We start from the raw sequence: 19,017 nt of genomic DNA, 5'->3' as shown, positions 1-19,017 counted from the left end.
CACAAGGGTTAATTCTGCCACATGCGGCAGAATCCGGCCAATCACCGGGTGGAATGCACGACGGCGGTCAGCGGCTTTCGTCGTCGTCAGCACTGCGGGCACGGAGGCGGCCATCCACGACGTCGTACCCCAGTTCCGCGAAGGCAGCGCGATCGGCGCGGGGCAGGCCTGACGCGTCGAACTCCGCCAGGAGGTCCGGCCGGCGTTCAGCGGTACGGCGGTATTGCTCATGCCGCCTCCACTGGGCGATCTTGCCGTGGTTGCCGCTCAGGAGAATCTCCGGGACGTCGAGGTCCCGCCACGAGGAAGGCTTGGTGTACACCGGATATTCGAGAAGGCCGTCGGAGTGCGACTCTTCCACGAGCGACTCCGGGTTGCCCACTACCCCCGGCAGCAGCCGTCCGATCGCTTCAACCATGGCCAGCACGGCCACCTCGCCACCGTTGAGGACGTAGTCGCCCAGGCTGACGGGCCTGACGGTGAAATGGTCGCGGGACCAATCGATGACCCGCTCGTCGATTCCTTCGTACCGCCCGCACGCGAAGACGAGCTGCTCTTCCTCGGCAAGCTCATAGGCCAACGCCTGCGTGAACCGCTCCCCTGCGGGCGACGGCACAATGAGGACAGGCTTCGCAGCGCCACCCTGCGCTACGGATTCCAAGGCTTGCGCCCATGGTTCGGGCTTCATGACCATGCCCGCGCCACCACCATACGGGGTGTCGTCCACGGTGCGGTGGCGGTCTGTGGTGAACGAGCGGAGATCGTGCACGTTCAGCTCCAGGATGCCGTCCTGGCGGGCCTTCCCAATGAGGGAGAGTTCCAACGGAGCAAGGTACTCCGGGAAAATGCTGACGACGTCGATCCTCATTCAGGAGACTCCCCGTTGGCTTCTCCTGCTGAATCGTCGTTGATCTCAAACAGGCCGGCCGGAGGGGTGATGAGGATGTAGCCTTCCTCAATGTTCACTTCGGGAACGATCTCGTCCACGAAGGGGATCAGGATTTCCTTGCCATCCTGGCCCTCCACTACCAGGAGGTCCTGCGCGGGCATGGTATTCAGCGCCGCTACCTTGCCTACGGCGTGGTTTCCCACCCGGGCCTGCAGGCCAACGAGTTCGTGCTCGTACCAGCCCTCTTCGGCGTCCTCGTCGAGGTCTTCGGTCTCGATGAAGAGCTTGGCGCCGCGGATGAGTTCGGCCGCGTTGCGGTCCGCAATCTCTTCGAAGCCGAGGAGCAGGATCTCCTTGTTCCAACGCGCGCTGCGGACGGTGAGCGGTCCTGAGGAAGCGGGCTCCACCAGGAATTCCGTGCCGGCCACAAAGCGTTCAGACGGAGCATCGGTCAGCACCTGGACTGTGACCTCGCCGCGGATGCCGTGGGGTTTGCCGATCCGTGCCACCTGGAGCTGCATGGGTTCCTCTGAATTCTGGTTTGACCGCAGGCCGGATGGCTGCGGCAGCTGGATTGTTCGATAAAGCAATCCGGCCCCTCCACCATATTCGGTGAAGGGGCCGGACCTAAGGCAAATGATGCTGAGCGCGTTACCGGCGACGGTCGGTGTCGACGACGTCGACCCTGACCTGATCGCCACCAGCCAAAGCTGCAACCACCGTGCGCAAGGCACGGGCGGTGCGTCCCTGGCGGCCGATTACCCGGCCGAGGTCGTCCTGGTGAACGCGCACCTCGAGGGATTCCCCGCGGCGGTTGTTCTTGGCACTGACCTTGACGTCCTCAGGACTGTCAACGATCCCACGGACCAGGTGCTCGAGCGCTTCTGCCAGCAAGTTACTCAGCCTCGGTGGTCTCTGCTTCAGCCTCGGCCGGAGCCTCGGCTTCGTCCTTCTTGGCCTTCTTGGTGATGGCTTCCGGAATGATGACGGAACCCTTCTCCGGAGCCACGAAAGCTTCCTTCGGAGCCTTGGTCTTCAGGGTGCCTTCCTGGCCAGGCAGGCCCTTGAACTTCTGCCAGTCACCGGTGATCTTGAGGATCGCAGCAACCTGCTCAGTGGGCTGGGCGCCAACGGAAAGCCAGTACTGGGCACGCTCGGAGGCGACCTCGATGTACGACGGCTCTTCGGTGGGGTGGTACTTGCCGATTTCTTCAATGGCACGGCCATCGCGCTTGGCGCGGGCATCCATGACGACAATGCGGTAGTACGGTGCGCGCATCTTACCGAAGCGCTTAAGGCGAATCTTTACGGCCACTTTTGTGGTCACTCCTGTTTCTGAAACGAGGGTGAACCCGAGGTTCTGCACCCGTGGGGCGGGCCATACTAAGGGGTTCGAAGGACAAGATACGTGCACGGAGAGAGGGGCCGCACCGATCGAGTACCTGTCCATTGTGCCAGATGGGACGCGCAATTACGACTTGGCCGGTCCAGCCCGGTGTGCCGTTGCCCACACACCGGCAACGGCACAAGGTGGTGAAAGGATCAGGCAACCGACCAGACGTAGAGTCCGGCCCGGTCCGCGTTCTCCACATCCGTGGCCAGCGCGGCGAGCTGCTGGACGTAGCCACGGGATGCGGTTGCGTCGAACGGCATGTCATCCTGCTCCGCCCAGGCGGCTGCGACGTCATCCAGGACATTGCCGTCGCCCTCGCTTTCATAAGTGAGGAGTTCGGCCAGCGCGCGCACCATGGCCTCGGGGACGCCCAGGAGCGCGTCGCTGGTGACGTCCACCAACGCCAGCTCGTAATCGGCGCCGGCAGCATGCACAGCCTGCCCGGCAAGATCGCCCAGTTGTTCAACTTCGAAATCAGTGATGCCATCGATCCGGACGGCGGACCCGGCGACGTCGGCGCCGCCTTCGAGGGCCGCGGCCCGCTTAAGTGCTTCGTCGTGGGTGGCTGCAAAAATTTCGGCAAAGCCCATGGGAACTACTCTCATTCCGTCGTGCTGACAAGTCGCGGAAACGGACCCGCAGGCCCCCTTCCCGCCACTACCCAGCCTAGTGCAGCCGGCACCCGACCGGCGCGACACGCCCTTAGCGGACGGCAACCCGCAAGTGGTTCCGCCAAGGGTCTTCGAAACGCAGTTCCTTCCCGGTGTGGTGGCTCTGCAGCCCGGCGACCTTGAGGCGGTCAGCCAGGGCCTGCACGTCGTCGTCTCCAGGGACTTCGATCAACACTTCACCGAGGCCCAGGGTGTCGCGGCGCGGTCCTGCGCCGCGGCTGTTCCACACATTCATCGCCATGTGGTGGTGGTATCCGCCCGCCGAAACGAACAGCGCCTGGCCATGCCACCCGGCCGTCCGCTCGAAGCCGAGGGTGTCCACGTAGAACTTCTGCGCCGTGGCCACGTCACCCACCTGCAGGTGGACATGCCCGATCCCCGCGCCGGCCCGGGCCTGTCCGGTCACAGCCTCTTCACTCAGGTACTGCTGGAGGTAGGCCTGCGGCGGAAGCGCCACGTTATCCATCACCACGTTCTTCCCGTCCCACCGCCAGACCTCGCGGGGCTTGTCGTAGTACAGCTCGATGCCATTGCCTTCGGGATCGGTGAAATAGAAAGCTTCGCTCACCAAATGGTCCGCGCTGCCAACGAAGGCCCGCGGCTCGTACTGCGCGGCGGTCGCGATCGTGGCGGCCAAAGACGGCTGGTCTTCGAAGAGGATTGCCGTGTGGAAGAGGCCCGCCTCGCCCCGACCGGGGATCTGAAGGCCGGCAGCGGGGGCGAGGTGGACCACAGGCTTGCCCAAGCGGCCCAAATACACTCCGCCGTCCTGCTCCGCTACCACCTGGAGACGCAGGGCGCGCTGGTAGTAGTCGCTCATGACTTTCATGTCGCCGACCTTGAGCATCACCGTGCCCATGGTGAGTTCGGCAGGCAGCAGGTCCTGGGTGGATGAGGTGGTCATATGAAACTCCCGGTAATGAAGGTGGCCGCTGTTCGGCGCGTTCTACTTATCTAAATTACTTGAAGCTTCAATTTATTCCTAGCGGATGACCGCACCTCGCAGAACCACGTGGTTGAGTTCGCTGACCGTCGCCAGGTTGTGCCGGGGGTCTTCCCCGCAAACCACGACGTCGGCACTCGCGCCTTCGCTGATGGCGTCGGCTCCCAGCCACGCACGGGCGCCCCAGGCGGCAGCGTTGAGGACAGCGGACGGCGGCAGGCCGGCGTCGTGCAGTTCCTGCATTTCGTCCGCGATCCGGCCGTGGTTGATGACGCTCCCGGCGTCCGTACCCGCGTAGATGGAGACTCCTGCTTCGAAGGCCTCCAGGACGCGTTCGCGGCGCCGCTCCCACAGGGCAGTCATGTGCTGCGCATAGTCGGGGAACTTGGGCCTTGCTTGTGCGGCGATGTCCGGAAAAGTAGCGATGTTCACCAGCGTGGGGACGATCGGCACCAGCTGCTCCACCAAACGGGGCACATGCCGCGGCAAGAGACCGGTAGCGTGCTCGATGCAGTCAATGCCGGCGTCGAGCATCTGGTCCACGGTGTCTTCGGCGAAGCAGTGCGCGGTCACGCGGGCCCCTTCGTCGTGCGCGGCAGCAATGGCATCCTTGACCACGGCCGCAGGAAATGACGGGGCGAGGTCTCCAACGCCACGGTCTATCCAGTCGCCCACCAGTTTGACCCAGCCATCGCCGGCGCGGGCTTCCTTGCGCACTGTCTCCACCAGCTCATCGGGCTCCACCTCGTGGCCCAGGCCTCGAAGATAGCGGCGGCTCCGCGCGATGTGCCGCCCTGCCCGGATGAGCCGCGGGAGATCTTTGCGCTGCTGGACCCAACGGGTATCGCTGGGTGAACCGGCATCCCTGATCAGCAGCGTGCCGGCGGCGAGGTCGGTTTGCGCCTGGGCCAAGGTGGTCGCCTCATCCACCGATCCGCCCGGACCGAGGCCGATGTGGCAGTGGGCGTCCACGAAACCCGGGAGGACCCAGCCATCCAGCACGGCGTCCGGCCGGGCCGCGGGCCGGATGAACGTCAGCAGGCCATCCACGGACCATAGCCCCCGGCGCTCGTCCTCGGCTCCGAGCAGCACGGGACCGGTGAATTCGATGATGTTCGCCATGGCAAAAGCCTAGTGCTCCCCCACGAGCCACGCCCTGCCGGATGGCTTGTGACTGGGACCACCCGGGGAGCTGTGGTAGCTTCGTCTACGACCACACGGGGGCCCTTGCAGGGGCTGAGATCGGGCTGAGGCAGTCTGCGACCGTTGAACCTGTCCGGGTAATGCCGGCGAAGGAAGTGAGTAATCCTTGAGCACCACAGAAACACAGCACAGCCCTGCCCAAAACCAGTCTGCTACGGCAGAGGAGACGGTCACGCAGTCGCTGAAGTCCCATTCGCTGGCCTGGCTGGAAGATCCCCGCCACGGCATCCGCGTACCGGTCACCGAAATCGCGTTGGAACCATCGCCGAACGGCCAGGCCAACGCTCCCTTGCAGGTGTACCGCACCGCCGGGCCAGGCAGCGACCCGGTAGTGGGCCTGCGTCCTTTCCGGCAGCCCTGGATTGAAGAACGCAGGGACACGGAAAGCTACAGCGGCCGCGAACGCAACCTGCTCGACGACGGCAAGTCGGCTGTCCGCCGCGGGGCGGCCTCGGCGGAATGGAAGGGTGCCCAGCCCGTTCCCCTCCGCGCCATCGAAGGCAGGACCGTCACGCAAATGCACTATGCCAAGCAAGGCATCGTGACCCCGGAAATGCGCTTTGTGGCGCTGCGGGAAAACTGCGACGTCGAACTGGTTCGCAGCGAAGTAGCGGCCGGCCGCGCCATCATCCCGAACAACATCAACCACCCTGAGTCCGAGCCGATGATCATCGGCAAGGCGTTCCTGGTGAAGATCAACGCCAACATCGGCAATTCAGCCGTGACCAGCTCCATCGCCGAGGAAGTCGACAAGCTGCAGTGGGCCACCCAATGGGGCGCAGACACCGTCATGGACTTGTCCACCGGTGATGACATCCACACCACCCGCGAGTGGATCATCCGGAACTCCCCCGTTCCCATCGGCACCGTTCCCATCTACCAGGCGCTGGAGAAGGTCAACGGCGAAGCCAACAAACTCACCTGGGAGATCTTCCGTGACACGGTGATTGAGCAGTGCGAACAGGGCGTGGACTACATGACGATCCACGCGGGGGTCCTCCTTCGCTACGTTCCGCTGACGGCCAACCGGGTGACGGGAATCGTTTCGCGTGGCGGCTCCATCATGGCGGGCTGGTGCCTGGCCCACCACGAGGAGAACTTCCTCTACACCCACTTCGATGAGCTGTGCGAAATCTTCGCCAAATACGATGTCGCGTTCTCGCTCGGTGACGGACTGCGTCCCGGTGCCACCGCCGACGCCAACGATGCCGCGCAGTTCGCCGAGTTGGACACCTTGGCCGAACTGACCCAGCGTGCATGGGAGTACGACGTCCAGGTCATGGTGGAAGGGCCGGGGCACATCCCGTTCCACCTGGTCCGGGAGAACGTGGAACGGCAGCAGGAATTGTGCAAGGGCGCCCCGTTCTACACCCTGGGACCCCTCGTGACGGACGTCGCGCCCGGCTACGACCACATCACCTCGGCCATTGGAGCCACGGAGATTGCCCGCTACGGCACGGCCATGCTGTGCTACGTGACTCCCAAGGAACACCTGGGCCTGCCCAACAAGGACGACGTCAAGACAGGTGTGATCACGTATAAGATCGCAGCCCATGCCGCGGACCTCGCCAAGGGACATCCCGGTGCGAACGAACGCGACGACGCCCTCTCCAAGGCGCGCTTCGAATTCCGTTGGCGGGACCAGTTCGCCTTGTCCCTGGACCCGGTAACCGCGGAATCCTTCCACGACGAGACGCTTCCGGCCGAACCGGCCAAGACGGCACACTTCTGCTCCATGTGCGGACCCAAGTTCTGCTCGATGCGCATCAGCCAGGACATCCGGGATGAATACGGTTCTGCCGAAGCCCAGGCAGCGATTGCGGACATGTACAGCGGCATGCGGGAAAAGAGCCAGGAGTTCCTCGCGGCAGGAGGCAAGGTCTACCTGCCCGAGCTGCAGGTGCCTGCAGGGTCAGGACGCGCGAACTGAGCTGGCCCGCCCAACCTCGGCGATGAACTTCCGGATGATCCGGTCTCCATCCGCCGAGTCCTGGGGCCGGTGCCCTCCCGCCGCCGCGCAGCGGAGGGCACCGGTTTCCTGCAGATATGCTGCGATCTCCTCGTAGAGCGGTTCCCAACCGCCTGTGAGGACCAAGGTAGGTACTCCCGGAACGATGTGCAGTTGCGCTTCCCACGGGGGTGCCTGCAGCCGCAGCCTCTTGGCGGAACGCCTGGCCTCGGGTGTTTCCTGCCCGCCGGCCTCGGCAGAAAAGGCGCGCCGGAAGTATTCGCGTTCGTAGTCGGCGTCGTTCAGTTGGTTCCGGATCTCGAAAAGCGGTTCCATGAGGGCACGGTGTGAAGCCGTGGCGGGCAACTCCGCTGTCAAGGACAGGCACGCAGGCTCAACAAGGACCAGGGAATGCACCAGGTCCGGGCGCTCCACCGCCGCAAGCATGGCGGAGATGGCGCCTTGCTCGTGTGCCACCACGTGCCCACCGCCGGGGCTGGCCAGCGAATCAAGCAGGATTGCGACGTCGGCAGCCACATCCGATTCCTCGGGTTCCGCCACGGGGTGGAACCCGTGGCGGCGCAGGAACAGGGCGTCGTAGTCCAAGGCCATGCCATGTTGCTTCGGCCACGCCGCCGCGCCGAAACTGCCCAATCCATGGACAAAAACTACGCGCTGCTTGTGCATTGGATCAGCCTATTCCCCGGCACCGACATCCAACCGGCCGGCAGTTGGGCTGGACCTGGCTACTTGCCCAGGAACTTGTCGAAGCCCTTGGGCAGGTTCAGCGAGGACGGATCGAAGTCCGCAGCACCCTGGCCGAAAGCGGCGCCCTTCGGTGCAGAAGCCGCTGCGGCCCGCTTTGCCTCGGCATCGCGCAATTCCTGCGCGGCCTTGGCCGGGTTGCCGGAACGTGCCTTCTTCTTGGGCGCGTTCTTGCCGCCCTTGCGGCCGCCACCGGGGCCACCCAGACCTGGCATCCCGGGCATACCCGGCATGCCTCCACCCTGGGCAAGCTTCTTCATCATTTTCTGGGCCTGGCCGAACCGCTCCAACAGGCCGTTGACCTCGGACACGTGGACACCGGAACCCCGGGCAATACGGGCCCGCCGCGAACCGTTGATGATCTTGGGCGCAACGCGCTCGTGCGGAGTCATGGAACGGACAATCGCCTCGACGCGGTCGATCTCACGCTCGTCGAAGTTCTCCAACTGCTGGCGGATGTTCTGGGCGCCAGGCATCATCATGAGCATCTTCTTCATGGAGCCCATGTTGCGGATCTGCTGCATCTGGGCCAGGAAGTCGTCCAGCGTGAAGTCTTCCTGGTCGGCGAACTTCTTCGCCATCCGGGCCGCTTCGTCCTTGTCCCAGGCCTTCTCCGCCTGCTCGATCAAGGTCAGGACATCGCCCATGTCCAGGATGCGCGAGGCCATGCGGTCCGGGTGGAAGAGCTCGAAGTCGTCGAGGCCTTCACCCGTGGAGGCAAACATGACCGGCTTGCCCGTCACGGACGCAACGGAGAGCGCGGCACCGCCGCGGGCGTCGCCGTCGAGCTTGGACAGCACGATGCCGGTGAAGTTGACGCCCTCGTCGAAGGCCATGGCCGTGTTGACGGCATCCTGGCCGATCATGGCGTCGATGACGAAGAGGACCTCGTTGGGGATGATCGCCTGGCGGATCCGCTTCGCCTGGTCCATCATCTCGGCGTCGACGCCGAGCCGTCCGGCGGTGTCCACGATCACGACGTCGTGCAGCTTCTGGCGGGCTTCCGCCACGCCGGCCTGGGCAACGGCCACGGGATCCCCCGCGGGGTGCTCAAGTTCCGAGGTGGCACCGGGATGCGGCGCGAAGACCGGAACACCTGCGCGCTGGCCCACCACCTGGAGCTGGGTGACGGCGTTGGGGCGCTGCAGGTCGCAGGCCACCAGCAGGGGGCTGTGGCCCTGGGCCTTGAGCCACTTGGACAGCTTGCCCGCAAGGGTGGTCTTGCCGGCACCCTGGAGGCCGGCCAGCATGATGATGGTGGGGCCGTTCTTGGCCAGGCGGATGCGGCGTGTTTCGCCACCGAGGATCTCCACGAGCTCCTCGTTGACGATCTTCACGATCTGCTGGCTCGGGTTCAGCGCTGCCGAAACTTCGGCACCGAGCGCCCGCTCACGGATCCGTGAGGTGAACTCGCGGACCACCGGCACGGCAACATCCGCGTCCAACAGGGCGCGGCGGATCTCACGGACGGTGGCGTCGACATCCGCTTCGGAGAGACGCCCCTTGCCACGGAGGTTCTTGAAGGTTGCTGTCAACCGGTCAGAGAGTGAATTGAACACGCGCCGCGCACTTCTTTCGATGGTCTTCGGATGGCGGCCAATGCGGCACACCGGAGGGGACTCGACTATCTAGGGTATCAAGTCACGCTTACAAGATGGCATGCTGGCACGGTGACCGACAAAACAACTGTGAAAACGTTGCTCATCCTCGGAGCCTCCGGCGACTTGACCGGCCGCCTGCTCCTGCCGGGCCTCGCCGGGCTCCTCGCCACGGGCCGTGCGGCCGGTCTTCGGCTGGTTGGCGCCGGATCGGACCCCTGGACTCCGGACCAATGGCGGAAGCGGGTGGACGAGGCCTTCGCGGCGGCGGCCTCCAAAGCCGACGCCACGGTCAAAAAGTCCCTCACCGCCGTGGCCGGATCCACCAGCTACCACCAGGTGGACGTCACGGCGGATGGTCCGCTGGCAGACCTCCTGGGACAGTTGGAGGGACCGGTTGCCATCTATTTCGCCCTGCCGCCGCACATCAGCCAGAAAGCCTGCGAGGTCCTCCGCCGCGAACAGTTACCCACGGGAACCCGCCTGGTGATGGAGAAGCCGTTCGGTTCCGGTGAAGAATCCGCCCGGGAACTCAACAAGACCCTGGCCACCCTGGTGCCCGAAGACCACGTCCACCGCGTGGACCACTTCCTGGGCAAGGCGACCGTGCTCAACATCCTTGGCCTGCGCTTCGCCAACCGTTTCCTGGAGCCGGTGTGGAACCGCAACCACATCGAGAAAGTGGAGATCGTCTTCGATGAAGACCTTGCCCTCGAGGGCAGGGCACGCTACTACGACGGTGCCGGCGCCCTGCGGGACATGATCCAGAGCCACTTGCTCCAGGTCCTGGCGCTGTTGGCCCTCGATGCCCCCGCCACCCTCCATGAGCGGGACCTTCGCGATGCCATCGCCACCGTGCTGCGTGCCAGTACCGTGAAGGCACCGTATGCGAAGAGCACGCGTCGCGCCCGGTACAGTGCGGGAACCCTGGACGGACGGGCCGTGCCGGACTACACGGCCGAAGAAGGCGTGGACGCCGCACGGAATACGGAAACGCTGGCCGAGGTGGAGGTCAGCGTGGACAACTGGCGGTGGCAAGGCGTCCCGTTCATCCTCCGTTCCGGCAAAGCCATCGGCCGCAAGCGCAAGGAAGCCGTGATCACCTTCCGGCCCGTTCCGCACCTTCCCACGGGCTTCTCCGGCGTCGATTCCCCCAACCAGCTCCGGATCGGCTTTGGACCCGATGTCCTGGAACTGGATGTGGACGTGAACGGCCCGGGCGACATCTTCAGCCTGGACCGGGCCAGCCTCGTGGCGGAGTTGAACGCCCCGGACCTGCTGCCCTATGGCGAAGTCCTGGAAGGCATCCTCACCGGGGATCCGCTGTTGTCCGTCCGCGGGGACACTGCCGAGGACTGCTGGCGCATCGTCGAACCAGTCCTGCGCTCCTGGTCGCGTGGCACCGTCCCGCTGGAATCGTACGACGCCGGCAGCGCAGGGCCGGCGGGCTGGCCCGCCAACGGCGACGCCTAGGCAGTCGCGGCGTCCCGCCGTCGTCGTCCTCCGCCGGTGGCACCGCACGCAAAAGGGGCCGGATACCTGAAGGTATCCGGCCCCTTTCCGTTGGCGGGTCCTAGATGGCGGCGGCGCAGTGCCTAGATGGCGGCGGCGCCGCGCTCACCGGTCCTGACCCGTACTGCTTCGTAGACATCCACGGTCCAGACCTTGCCGTCACCGGCACGGCCGGTGTTGGAACTGGCGATCAGGACATCCAGGATGTCGTCTGCCTGCTCGTCCGTGGCAAGGACCTCGATCCGGATCTTGGGCAGCAGGTCCACGTTGTACTCGGCTCCGCGGTACACCTCGGTGTAGCCGCGCTGCCGGCCGTAGCCGCTTGCTGCACTGACCGTCAGTCCCTGGACACCGTAGGCTTCCAGGCCTTCCCGGACTGCTTCGAGCTTTTCCGGACGGACGATCGCGGTGATGAGTTTCATGCCTGGACACTCTCCTTGCCGGCGGCGGGGGTCTTGGTTTCTGCAGCTGCCTCGGACTTGCCGGTGACCAGGTCATGCAGTGGCTGGAAGCTGCCACCGTGGCCGCTGACGCCGAACTCATAGGCGGTTTCAGCGTGCAGGCTGAGGTCCACGCCCACGTTCTCCTGCTCCGTGGAGACCCGGAAGCCCATGGTCTTGTGGATGGCGAGGGCGATGATGAGGGTCATGACGGCCGAGAAGACAATGGCGATGCCTGCCACTGCGAGCTGCGCCCACAGCTGGGCGAAACCGCCGCCGTAGAAGAGGCCGCCCGGGGTGACACCTTCGCTGGGGACTGCGATGAAGCCGAGGGCCACGGTACCGATGATGCCGGAAACCAAGTGGACGCCAACAACATCGAGCGAGTCATCGAAGCCCCAGCGGAACTTGAGGCCGACTGCCAGGGCCGAAGCCACACCGGCAACCACGCCGAGGCCAAGGGCGCCAACGGGGCTGACGTCTGCACAGGCCGGGGTGATGGCCACGAGGCCGGCCACAACACCGGAGGCTGCGCCGAGGGAGGTGGGGTGGCCGTCGCGGATACGCTCAGTGATGAGCCAGCCGATCATGGCTGCGGCGGGAGCTGCGAGGGTGTTGATCCAGATCAGGCCACCCTGCTCGGCCGTGGCAGCTGCACCGCCGTTGAAGCCGAACCAGCCGAACCACAGGATGGCAGCGCCCAGCATGACGAAGGGGATGTTGTGCGGCCGGTGGTTGGGATCCTTGCCGAAGCCGCGGCGGTTGCCGATGATCAGGACAAGGATGAGGGCCGCCACACCGGCGTTGATGTGGACCACGGTGCCACCGGCGAAGTCGATCGCGTGGCCCAGGGCCTGGCCGATTGCGCCGTCAGGGCCGAAGAGGCCGCCGCCCCAGACCATGTAGGCCAGCGGGCAGTAAACCAAGGTGACCCACACGGGGACAAAGAGGGTCCAGGCGCCGAACTTGGCGCGGTCTGCGATGGCGCCACTGATGAGGGCCACCGTGATGATCGCGAAGGTTGCTGCGTAGCCGATCTTGATCAGCGCGTCGGGCGTCGAACCGGCGCCCTCAAGTCCGAAGGTGGCGAACGGGTTGCCGACGATCTGCAGGAAGCCTTCGCCGGAGCTCATGGATGCCCCCCACAGCACCCATACGACGCCGACGATGCCGATGGAAATGAAGCTCATCATCATCATGTTCAGGGCTGCCTTGGCACGCGTCATGCCACCGTAGAAGAATGCCAATCCAGGTGTCATGAACAGCACGAGCGCCGCCGCCACCATGACCCATACGTGACCTGCGGTAAGTTCCATGGTGCACGTTCCTCTCTTGCTAGTACTGCGGTTCCAACCGCTGTCCTGACGCCTTTTGCGTCCTGCAATAGAGTTTTGTGCCGCAGTGTTTCACCTGGGCAGGAATTAGATTGCGGGCCGGTTACAACAACCTCCCCAACGTAAATGGTGCATCACCGCGTTGTTACGGATATGTTTCATGCGTCACACACCCCGAAAACGAAGGACCAGCACCCCATGCCTCAGTCGCCCCGATCCGCAGAGAAGCCAAGGATCAGGCCTGACAGGGAACCGCTCCCCCGCGACATCAAGGTGATGCTCGCCGCAGCGTTCCTCATTGCATTGGGCTTCGGCCTGGTGGCCCCGGTGCTGCCGCAATTCGCCACCACGTTCGACGTCGGCGCGACAGCCGCCGCTGTGATCGTCAGCATCTTCGCGTTCATGCGGCTGGTCTTCGCGCCGGCCGGAGGTGCGCTGATCGGCCGCTTCGGGGAGCGCAATGTCTACGTCACGGGCTTGCTGATTGTTGCCGCGTCAACCGCGGCCTGTGCGTTCGCCCAGAACTACTGGCAACTGCTGGTCTTCCGCGGACTGGGCGGCGCCGGTTCGGTCATGTTCACCGTTGCCGCCATGGGGCTGCTCATCAGGCTGGCGCCTCCCGAACGCAGGGGCCGGGTTTCGGGAGCCTACGCGTCGGCGTTCCTGATCGGCAGCGTGCTGGGCCCCGTGGTGGGCGGACTCCTGGCCGGGTTCGGGCTGCGGGTGCCGTTCCTGGCCTATGCGGGGGCGCTGCTGGTGGCAGCCCTCGTGGTCAGGACCATGCTCAGCGGTGCGGGAACGGATGGTCCGGAGGCCGGTCACGCTCCGGCCATGCCCTTGCGGGAAGCCCTGCGCGACTCGGCCTACCGGGCGGCGGTCTTTTCGAGTTTCGGCAATGGCTGGGTGACCTTCGGCGTGCGCATGGCCACCATCCCGCTCTTCGCCACGGCCGTGCTGCAGTCACGGCCGGAAACTGCGGCCTGGGCCCTGGCTGTTTTTGCCGTGGGCAACGCCTTGGCCCTGACCTTTTCCGGGCGCCTTTCCGACGCTTGGGGCCGCAAGCCACTGCTCATCCCCGGGTTGGCGATCACTGCCGTGGCATCCGGGGTCATCGGCTTGACGGCTGATCTCCCGGCGTTCTTCGCAGCCTCGGCAGTGGCCGGCTTCGGTTCGGGCCTGCTGGGCCCTGCCCAGCAAGCCGCCGTCGCCGACGTCATTGGCCGTGGACGCTCCGGCGGCAAGGTGCTCGCCGTGTTCCAGATGGCCGCGGACACTGGCGCGATCATCGGCCCGGTGGTCGCAGGCCTCCTGGCCGACCAACTCGGCTACGGCTGGGCCTTTGGAATAACAGGAGGAGTACTCCTGGTCACCGCTGCAGCCTGGCTGCCTGCGCGTGAACCCTCGAAGCACTCCTCCGTGGTTGCTGAAGACTAGTTCAGCAGGGCGTCGACGAAACCCTCGGCTTCGAACGGAGCGAGATCGTCCGGGCCTTCGCCGAGGCCGATGAGCTTGACCGGCACGCCCAGCGTTTTCTGGATCGCGACCACGATTCCGCCCTTGGCCGTGCCATCCAGTTTGGTGAGCACGATGCCGGAGATGTTCACCACTTCGGCAAAGACACGTGCCTGGTTCAGGCCGTTCTGTCCGGTGGTTGCATCGAGGACCAACAGGACCTCATCCACTTCGGCGAGCTTCTCGATGACGCGCTTGACCTTGCCGAGCTCGTCCATGAGGCCGGTCTTGTTCTGCAGGCGGCCGGCGGTGTCCACCATGACCACGTCCACTTCCTGGTCGATGCCTGCCTTCACGGCCTCGTAGGCAACCGAGGCCGGGTCAGCGCCGTCGATGTCCGACTTCACCGTGGGGACACCCACACGTTGTCCCCACGTTGCCAACTGCTCGGCCGCTGCGGCCCGGAAGGTATCGGCAGCGCCCAGCAGGACGTCCTTGTCTTCGGCCACCAGGACACGGGCCAGCTTGCCTACCGTGGTGGTCTTTCCGACGCCGTTCACGCCTACAACAAGCACGACGGCGGGCCGGTCGCCTTGGCGGGCGACGTTCAGCGAGCGGTCCATGCCGGGATCCACGAGCTTGATGAGTTCCTCCCGCAGCATCGCCTTGACGTGCTCGGGGTCGCGGGTGCCCAGCACCTTCACGCGTTCACGGAGCGCCTCCACCAGTTCCATGGTGGGTTCGGTACCGAGGTCGGCCAGGAGCAGGGTCTCCTCCACCTCGTCCCACACGTTCTCGTCGATCTTGTCTCCGGAGAGCAGGGCCAGGAGGCCCTTGCCCAGGACGTTGTTGGACTTCACCAGGCGGGCGCGGAGGCGGGCCAGGCGGCCTTCGACGGGAGCCGGGGTCTCCACGGCAATGGTTTCCAGCCCGGCGGCGTCATCCGGGGCCACGGCCTCATCGATGGAGCCGCCAAATTCGGGGGCCGGCGCCTTGACGGCGTCGGGACGGTCCTCCACCAGGGTTCCGCCGCCTGCTGCCGGCGACTGGAGGGGGTCGTTGGCGTCCCGCGTTCCGGGATATTTCGCCCCGGACTTCCGGGCCTTCAGCAGCACCGGCACCAGTCCGCCGACCACCACGAGGGCAGCGACAATGGACAGAATAATGGGTAGGAAATCGTTCACTCCCCTACCTTCTCATAAAGCTATGCCCCGGCACCGAGCCGCTGGCTGATGACGGTTGACACCCCATCCCCCCGCATGGTGACGCCGTAGAGGGCATCGGCAACTTCCATGGTGCGTTTCTGGTGCGTGATGACGATCAGTTGGCTGGACTCCCTGAGCTCCTCGAAAATGGTGATCAACCGGCCCAGGTTGGTGTCGTCCAGGGCAGCCTCCACTTCGTCCATGACGTAAAAAGGCGAAGGCCGGGCCTTGAAGATCGCCACCAGCAGCGCAACAGCCGTCAAGGAGCGTTCGCCTCCGGAGAGGAGGGACAGGCGCTTGATCTTCTTGCCGGCAGGCCGGGCTTCCACCTCGATGCCCGTCGTCAGCATGTCGTCCGGATCCGTCAGCACCAGCCTGCCCTCTCCGCCCGGGAAGAGGCGGGCGAAGACGTGGTCGAACTGCGCCGACGTGTCAGCGAACGCTTCGGTGAACACCTGCTGGACGCGTGCGTCGACTTCCTTGATGATGTCCAGGAGGTCCTTCCGGCTGGACTTGAGGTCCTCCAGCTGGGTGTTCAGGAACTGGTGACGCTCCTCAAGGGCCGCGAATTCCTCAAGCGCCAAGGGGTTGACCTTGCCCAAGGCGGCGAGTTCCCGCTCGGCCTTCTTAAGGCGCTTCTCCTGCTCAGTGCGGACAAACGGGATCCCTTCGACGATGGGTTCGCCGTCCTCGTCCACCGGTGCCCTGAGAGCAGCCCATTTGTCCGTACTGGCCGCTGCCGGAACGGGAACTGGCTGGTCGGGTCCGTAGTCGGTCACAAGTTGCTCTGCGGACATGCCGAGTTCTTCGATGGACCGGGCCTCCAAGGCTTCGATCCGCAGGCGCTGCTGTGCCCGGGCAAGCTCATCCTTGTGGACGGAATCGGTCAGCTCGGCCAGTTCCTTGGCGAGGGCCTCGTTTCCCGACCTGACCTGGACGAGTTCGGACTCCAACTGCTCCCGGACCTGCTCCGCAAGGTCACGTTCCCTGCCCGCGAGCTCTACGGACACATCGAGGAACCGCTGGGCGTGCTCAACAGCCAACACCACCGCTGCGGCCCTTTGTGCCTGCGCGCGCCGACGCTGCGCCCGACGGGCCGCTTCTTCACGGGCACGGCGTTCCGTCGCCGCCGCGCGCTCCAGCGAAGCCGCGCGGTTGCTGACTGCACCCAGTTGTTCCTCGGCCGTGCGCAGGGCAAGCCGCGCCTCCATTTCAAGGGCGCGCGCATTCCTGGCCTGCAAGGCGAGTTCGTCGCGCTGGTCCGTGGACGGCTCATCGTCCGGTGCTTCCTGTGCCGCTGCGAGCCGCTCGGCCGCCACCTCCAGATCGAGCTGGGCCTCGGCAATGTTCGCTTCGGCCTTTGCCAGGGAAGCAGCCAGCCTGTCACTCTCGCCGACAGCACTGCGCAGCACCGAGTTAAGGTGCCCCAGCCGTTCCGCCACTGCGGCAAGCCGGGCGTCCGATTCGTGCAACCGTTCCATTGCGGCATCCGCGCGGTCCTGGATTTCGGCACGCCTCGACTCGGCGCTGGCCAGGGCGAACCGGCCGCGTTCCAAAGCCGAGACGACCTCACGGAGCCGGGTGTCGGCGTCGTCCACTGCCGCCTGGATCTCAAGCAGTGAAGGCGCCGCGGCCGACCCGCCCTGGACGGTGGCGGCGGTAAAGACGTCGCCGCTCCTGGTGACGGCCTTGAGCCGGGGATGTTCCGCGACAACCGCGGCCGCCGCTGTGAGATCCTCGACGACGACCGCCCCCGCCAGGAGTGACACCGCACCCTGCGCAGCAGGGTCCGGGACCTTAACGACGTCCACGGCCCAGCGGGTGCCGGAAGGAAGGTGAATCCTGGCGTCGGCATCATCTCCGTCCTGGGACACGGAGTCCGCCAGGAGAAGGACGGCCTTCCCGGCATCGTCTTCCTTGAGGAGCTCAAGAGCGGCGAGGGCGCTCGTGGCATCGCCGGCCACCACGGCGTCCGCCGCATGCCCCAGGGCGGCCGAGACCGCGGCCTCGTAGCCGCTTTCGATGGCGAGCATGCCAGCAAGGGGACCAACAATTCCGGGCACATCCCCGGCAAGGAGCCGTTCCGAGCCGTCCTTGCGGTTAAGTCCCAGTTGCAGGGCATCGCGTCGAGCCGTCAAGGCGTCCCGTTCACGGAGCCCCTGGCGCTCCGCCGTTTTGAGGTCCTCTATCTCGGCAAGGACCGATTCAAGGGCATCGCTGGCGTCCTCATATTCGGCGTCGAGGCTTTCTTCGCCGTCTTCCACGCCCGCAACCTGGGATTCGAGGGCCGTGAACTCGCTCTGGGCCAGGCGGCGCCGCTCGTCGCCGGCCCCCAGCGACTCCCTGATCCTGCCCCGTTCAGCCTCGGCAGCCTCGGCCCGCGAACGCGCTGCCGCCACCTGGCCGGCAAGCCTCGCGAGGCCCTCACGTCGGTCCGCCGCAGCCCTGAGCATGGCGGTGAGCCGTTTGTCCTCGGCGGCCGCGAGCGACTCGGCGGCATCCTTGGCAACCGTAGCCTCCATCAACGCAGCCTGCTTGGCCAGGAGGTCATGCTCCAACGCGGCTTGCTCTTCCCGGACCCTGGCCGCCTGGCGGTCGAGTTGCTCGGGATCGCGTCCCGTATCAGGGGTGGCCTCGGAGGAACCGAGGAGCCGGCGGCGTTCCGCGGCGAGGGAACCCAGGGAGCGCAGGCGTTCACGGGATGCCGATAACTGGTACCAGTGGTCGCGTGCGGCATTGAGGCGTGGGGTCGCCTGGGCAGCTTGTTGTTCCAGCGCGGCTTGGCTTCGGCGGCCGTGCTCCAGTTCCGTTTCGACAATGAGGCGGCGTTCCTTGAGCGCTGCCTCGTCGGCGACGTCCTGCTCAAGGCTTGAGGTCAACTGCACGAGGTCATCGGCAAGCAGGCGGGCGCGGGCATCGCGGACATCGAACTGGACGGTTTGTGCGCGCCGGGCAATCTCTGCCTGCTTGCCCAAGGGCGTCAATTGACGCCGGATTTCGGCAGTCAGGTCGCCCAGCCGGGCCAGGTTAGCCTGCATGGCTTCGAGCTTCCGGACGGTCTTTTCCTTGCGCCGCCTGTGCTTCAGGATCCCGGCCGCTTCCTCGATGAATCCCCGGCGGTCTTCGGGGGTGGCATGCAGGACGCGGTCCAGTTGGCCCTGCCCGACGATGACGTGCATTTCACGGCCCAGGCCGGAATCGGAGAGAAGTTCCTGGATGTCCAGGAGCCGGCAGGGGGCGCCGTTGATCGCATACTCTGACCCGCCTGCGCGGAACAGCGTTCGGGAGATGGTGACTTCGCTGTATTCGATGGGCAACGCGTTGTCTGCGTTGTCGATGGTCAGCGATACGTGGGCACGTCCAAGCGGCGGCCTGCCGGAGGTGCCGGCGAAAATGACGTCTTCCATCTTTCCGCCGCGGAGCGTCTTGGCTCCCTGTTCCCCCATGACCCAGGCCAGCGCGTCCACCACATTGGACTTGCCGGATCCGTTGGGTCCCACCACCGCAGTGACGCCTGGCTCAAAGTCGAACGTCGTAGCCGACGCAAACGACTTGAATCCGCGGACAGTCAGACTTTTCAGATGCAAGGTGTTTCGGTTCTCCTGGAATTGCCCCGGTGACGGTATCCCCCAAATCTACTGCGGTTTACTCGAAATCCGCGGAT

At 65.4% G+C, this 19,017-nt stretch carries 16 protein-coding genes and 1 riboswitch; of the genes, 3 read left to right on the top strand and 13 right to left on the bottom strand.

Going from position 1 to position 19,017, the window contains the following annotated elements:
- Positions 1–67: 67 nt before the first annotated feature.
- From trmD to ACIPY3_RS04400, 7 genes are all read right to left on the bottom strand, one after another.
- Positions 68–868 (bottom strand): tRNA (guanosine(37)-N1)-methyltransferase TrmD, encoded by an 801-nt coding sequence (gene trmD / locus ACIPY3_RS04430; RefSeq protein ID WP_400330507.1) that lies wholly within the window; start codon positions 866–868, stop codon positions 68–70.
- The gene (gene rimM, locus ACIPY3_RS04425; RefSeq protein ID WP_400330505.1) at positions 865–1,410 is read right to left on the bottom strand and encodes a ribosome maturation factor RimM; all 546 of its coding nucleotides are present in this window, start codon (positions 1,408–1,410) and stop codon (positions 865–867) included. The genes trmD and rimM overlap by 4 nt, the downstream gene beginning before the upstream one ends.
- A 130-nt stretch (positions 1,411–1,540) precedes the next feature.
- Positions 1,541–1,783 carry an RNA-binding protein gene (locus tag ACIPY3_RS04420; RefSeq protein WP_347107714.1) on the bottom strand — a complete coding sequence of 81 codons (243 nt, stop codon included), beginning with the start codon at positions 1,781–1,783 and terminating at the stop codon, positions 1,541–1,543.
- A gap of 1 nt (position 1,784) precedes the next feature.
- On the bottom strand, positions 1,785–2,204 hold the full coding sequence (gene rpsP, locus ACIPY3_RS04415) for a 30S ribosomal protein S16 (RefSeq protein ID WP_017199647.1): 420 nt from the start codon (positions 2,202–2,204) through the stop codon (positions 1,785–1,787).
- A 227-nt stretch (positions 2,205–2,431) separates the two neighbouring features.
- Positions 2,432–2,872 carry a hypothetical protein gene (locus ACIPY3_RS04410; protein WP_400330502.1) on the bottom strand — a complete coding sequence of 147 codons (441 nt, stop codon included), beginning with the start codon at positions 2,870–2,872 and terminating at the stop codon, positions 2,432–2,434.
- 112 nt (positions 2,873–2,984) lie between these two features.
- The gene (locus ACIPY3_RS04405) at positions 2,985–3,857 is read right to left on the bottom strand and encodes a VOC family protein (protein WP_400330500.1); all 873 of its coding nucleotides are present in this window, start codon (positions 3,855–3,857) and stop codon (positions 2,985–2,987) included.
- Between the two features lie 78 nt (positions 3,858–3,935).
- Positions 3,936–5,018, bottom strand: a complete 1,083-nt coding sequence (locus ACIPY3_RS04400; RefSeq protein ID WP_400330497.1) for an amidohydrolase family protein — start codon at positions 5,016–5,018, stop codon at positions 3,936–3,938.
- A gap of 85 nt (positions 5,019–5,103) precedes the next feature.
- A riboswitch (TPP riboswitch) is annotated at positions 5,104–5,211 on the top strand.
- Here ACIPY3_RS04400 and thiC point away from each other — a divergent pair.
- The gene (gene thiC, locus ACIPY3_RS04395) at positions 5,206–7,029 is read left to right on the top strand and encodes a phosphomethylpyrimidine synthase ThiC (RefSeq protein ID WP_400330495.1); all 1,824 of its coding nucleotides are present in this window, start codon (positions 5,206–5,208) and stop codon (positions 7,027–7,029) included. Its footprint overlaps the riboswitch before it by 6 nt.
- Here the strand turns inward: thiC and ACIPY3_RS04390 are convergent.
- Positions 7,012–7,734 carry an alpha/beta fold hydrolase gene (locus ACIPY3_RS04390; protein WP_400330492.1) on the bottom strand — a complete coding sequence of 241 codons (723 nt, stop codon included), beginning with the start codon at positions 7,732–7,734 and terminating at the stop codon, positions 7,012–7,014. The genes thiC and ACIPY3_RS04390 overlap by 18 nt on opposite strands.
- A gap of 59 nt (positions 7,735–7,793) precedes the next feature.
- Entirely contained in the window at positions 7,794–9,371 is a 1,578-nt protein-coding gene (gene ffh / locus ACIPY3_RS04385) for a signal recognition particle protein (RefSeq protein WP_400269101.1), read from the bottom strand.
- Between the two features lie 111 nt (positions 9,372–9,482).
- On the opposite strand from ffh, the gene ACIPY3_RS04380 reads away from it, so the two are divergent.
- Positions 9,483–10,883, top strand: coding sequence for a glucose-6-phosphate dehydrogenase (locus ACIPY3_RS04380; protein WP_400330490.1), 1,401 nt, complete (start codon positions 9,483–9,485; stop codon positions 10,881–10,883).
- 122 nt (positions 10,884–11,005) lie between these two features.
- On the opposite strand, the gene ACIPY3_RS04375 is transcribed toward ACIPY3_RS04380, so the two are convergent.
- Both ACIPY3_RS04375 and ACIPY3_RS04370 read right to left on the bottom strand, forming a co-directional pair.
- Entirely contained in the window at positions 11,006–11,344 is a 339-nt protein-coding gene (locus tag ACIPY3_RS04375; protein WP_017199639.1) for a P-II family nitrogen regulator, read from the bottom strand.
- Positions 11,341–12,678, bottom strand: a complete 1,338-nt coding sequence (locus tag ACIPY3_RS04370) for an ammonium transporter (protein ID WP_400330487.1) — start codon at positions 12,676–12,678, stop codon at positions 11,341–11,343. The genes ACIPY3_RS04375 and ACIPY3_RS04370 overlap by 4 nt, the downstream gene beginning before the upstream one ends.
- Positions 12,679–12,894: 216 nt before the next feature.
- Here ACIPY3_RS04370 and ACIPY3_RS04365 point away from each other — a divergent pair, with 216 nt between their 5' ends.
- Complete coding sequence (locus tag ACIPY3_RS04365; protein WP_400330485.1) at positions 12,895–14,130, top strand: MFS transporter; 1,236 nt, start codon at positions 12,895–12,897, stop codon at positions 14,128–14,130.
- On the opposite strand, the gene ftsY is transcribed toward ACIPY3_RS04365, so the two are convergent.
- Together ftsY and smc are read right to left on the bottom strand one after the other, a co-directional pair.
- Complete coding sequence (ftsY, locus tag ACIPY3_RS04360) at positions 14,127–15,332, bottom strand: signal recognition particle-docking protein FtsY (protein WP_400330482.1); 1,206 nt, start codon at positions 15,330–15,332, stop codon at positions 14,127–14,129. The two genes, ACIPY3_RS04365 and ftsY, sit on opposite strands and share 4 nt — an antisense overlap.
- A 20-nt stretch (positions 15,333–15,352) precedes the next feature.
- Entirely contained in the window at positions 15,353–18,940 is a 3,588-nt protein-coding gene (gene smc / locus ACIPY3_RS04355; protein ID WP_400330479.1) for a chromosome segregation protein SMC, read from the bottom strand.
- Between the last annotated feature and the right edge of the window lie 77 nt (positions 18,941–19,017).

The organism is Paenarthrobacter sp. NPDC089714, from assembly GCF_044748905.1.
Lineage (GTDB): Bacteria > Actinomycetota > Actinomycetes > Actinomycetales > Micrococcaceae > Arthrobacter.
The sequence above is the reverse complement of the archived record's forward strand: the minus strand, read 5'-3'. Positions and strand labels throughout refer to the sequence as shown.